The 2,610-nt window shown below is 59.0% G+C and carries 3 protein-coding genes; all 3 read right to left on the bottom strand.

The window, feature by feature from the left end; genetic code table 11:
- Nucleotides 1-118: 118 nt before the first annotated feature.
- Nucleotides 119-370: a preprotein translocase subunit SecG gene (secG, locus tag QZL71_RS12710; RefSeq protein ID WP_294649071.1), complete on the bottom strand. Its 252-nt coding sequence runs from the start codon at nt 368-370 to the stop codon at nt 119-121.
- A gap of 102 nt (nt 371-472) precedes the next feature.
- Nucleotides 473-2,068: a peptidoglycan D,D-transpeptidase FtsI family protein gene (locus QZL71_RS12705; protein ID WP_154255456.1), complete on the bottom strand. Its 1,596-nt coding sequence runs from the start codon at nt 2,066-2,068 to the stop codon at nt 473-475.
- Nucleotides 2,069-2,197: 129 nt separating this feature from the next.
- A complete protein-coding gene (locus tag QZL71_RS12700; protein ID WP_223387763.1) occupies nt 2,198-2,431 on the bottom strand; it encodes a tyrosine-type recombinase/integrase in 234 nt (77 codons plus the stop codon).
- Between the last annotated feature and the right edge of the window lie 179 nt (nt 2,432-2,610).

Genomic DNA, 2,610 nt, shown 5'->3' with positions numbered 1-2,610 from the left:
CAGCGCTGCCAATCGTGGGCCAGCTGCCCCACCCTGCCCGGCGGTCAGACTGCCGCCGACATCCTATCATAACACAGAAAAACAGCCCCGTCCTTTACACGGGGCTGCACGAACCTTGTCAATCTGCCAGACGGCCTGCAAACAGACATGCCAGAATGGCAACCACAAAGAAAACAATACCTGCAATGCGGGTGGTCTTGGCCAGCATCTGATCAGCCGGGGTCAAACGGGCATTGTTTGCGCCGCCCATACTGCCGTTGATAGCACCGGAAAGGCCCTGACCGTGGGTGTGCTGCATGAGAGTGAGGAAAACGATGACGAGCGAAGCGATCAGCAGGATCACACCGCCAACAATTTCGATAACAGACATGGATTGAAACGCTCCTTTATTTTAATTCAACAAAAACTACGCAGAAATACAAATATATAGTAGCATAACAAGCGCAAAAAAGCAAGCAGAAACCGTGCATTTTTATGCCAGAAGGTCCAGCATTGCGCACAGCCGGGCAAAGATGGCGGCGCTGGAATGTTCCGTGCTCACCTGCCCGTCCTGCAGCACCACAATGGTGTAGCGCGGCTGCTGCGCCGGGTAAAACCCTGTGAACCACAAGTTTTTGCGTTCCGTGCCATCCGGTGTGAACTGCCCGGTCTGCGCGGTACCGGTCTTGCCGCCAGCCCCTTCTTCCAGCCAGGCAGCATCCTGTGCGGTGCCCTCTTCCACCACCTGCTGCAGCATTTTACGCAGGAGCGCTGCATTTTCCGCACTCATCACCCGCCTTGACTGCGGATGTGCAAGCGTTTCCAGCGGCGTACCGTCAGTTTCATCCACCGAGCCACACACAAAGAAAGGCGTGCGGTACACCCCGCCGGAAGCAATGGTGTTCATCATGGCGGCGATCTGTACCGGTGATGCCAGCAGACCGCCCTGCCCAAAGCTGAAATTTGCCAGCTGGCCGCTCTGGGCAAGCTCCCCGGCAGACGGCAGCTTTCCGGCATCGGCGTGCAGCGCACCTGCCACCGGCACCTCCTGCCCGAAGCCAAGCTGCCGAGACATCTGCAAAAGCGTCTCTGCCCCCAGCTGCTGCCCCAGCCGGATAAAATAGCCGTTGCAGCTTTTTTCCAGAGCCGCAGTCATGTCTACCGTTCCGTGCGGAACACCGCCTGCGCAGCGGAAGATCTGTCCATCCACCACCACCGCACCGGTGCATTCGTACTCCGGCAGGATGCCCTGCTCCAGCGCTGCCGCAGCCAGCACCGGCTTGAACACTGAACCCACAGCATAGCTTTCCAGTGCGCGGTTCAGGAACGGACTGTCCGGTGCATCCAGACTTGCGGCAAGGTCATCCGGGTCATAGCCCGGTACGCTGACGCTGGCGCGAACCGCAGCAGTGGCCGTGTCCAGAACCAGAATGCAGCCGCTGGTCATGGTGTCTGCGGCCACCGCTTCGGCGGCACGCTGCACCGGGCGGGAGATCGTCAGCTGCATGCCCCCCGCACTGCTGTCCTGCCGGGTAAGCTGCGGTGTTTCCCCGGCCCGCAGCCGTCCTTGTGCTGTGACCGCGCACACCAGCGTGTCATGCTCCTTTGTCCCGGCCAGCTGGCTGTCCAGCGCCTTTTCCAGCCCGGCAATGCCGCAGCCTTCTGCATCCAGATAGCCGATCAGATGCTGGCACAGCGGAACTTCTGCGCAGCGCCGTGCCGTTGCAAAGCAGCGTATGCCGCGCCCGGAAAGGTCGCGGTCCACTTCCAGCAGAAACGGTGCGGAGCGGTTGCGGTTCCGGTACAAAAGTGCCTGCCCGGCACTATCCGTAAATGCATACAGGCGTGTGTAGTTGTTTTCGCCCGGGAAGCAGAGGGCAAGATACCGCGTTTCCAGCCCGGTGAGAAGCAGGCCGCTGTGATCGTAAAAGCTGCCCCGCCGGGCAGGCAGCGAGAGCCGGACTGTGCTCTGTGCTTCGGCCCGGGCAGCATAGGTATGGTTCTCTGCCAGAAAATACAGGCGGCACAAAACTACCGCAAACCCCAGCAGAACAGCTGCATACAACGCCAATACCCGTTTGCCGGACATCTGCTCACCCCTTTTTGATAGAGTGGGCTGCATCTGTGGTTTCTATACAAAAAGAGACGGGGTCTCCGAAGAGATCCCGTCTCCATAAGGTACTTATTGAGTAAGCAATTCCGCTTCATGCGTCGAAAATCACAGGTTGCCGGCGATCTGTTCAAAGGCTCTTTCAACCGATTCAAAACTACTGTGCGTGTAGACATCCAACGTCACACTGGCATTGGAGTGTCCCATCAGGTATTGCAGGCTCTTCACATCCAACCCGGCCTGCTGAACATTGGTGCAGAAGGTGTGTCGCAGCACATGAGATGTAATGCGCGGAACAGGTTTGCCGTACGCCTTCTCAAACTTTCCCTGCACGCCACGCACAAACAAACAGCGGCCCCGCAGACCTTTTTCAAAGTCTGCGGGGCCTTGTGCTGTGGGGCTATTTTACCTGCACGGTCATGGTTCGGTCACTGCCCGGTAGCCGCGGATGACGCGCCACTTGGCAACGCCCTTGTCCGGCTTAAAGCTGCCGTCGGCGCGGGTATGGGGCACGGCCACTC

The sequence above is a fragment of the uncultured Faecalibacterium sp. genome, from assembly GCF_900066275.1.
GTDB classification, from domain to species: Bacteria; Bacillota; Clostridia; order Oscillospirales; family Ruminococcaceae; genus Faecalibacterium; species Faecalibacterium taiwanense.
Note: the sequence above shows the minus strand (reverse complement) of the source record. Positions and strands in the feature narration are given on the sequence as shown.

What these genes read in the sequence shown, in the direction of transcription:
- secG (WP_294649071.1), bottom strand. Translation starts at nt 370, where the DNA reads ATGTCTGTTATCGAAATTGTTGGCGGTGTGATCCTGCTGATCGCTTCG.
- QZL71_RS12705 (WP_154255456.1), bottom strand. Translation starts at nt 2,068, where the DNA reads ATGTCCGGCAAACGGGTATTGGCGTTGTATGCAGCTGTTCTGCTGGGG.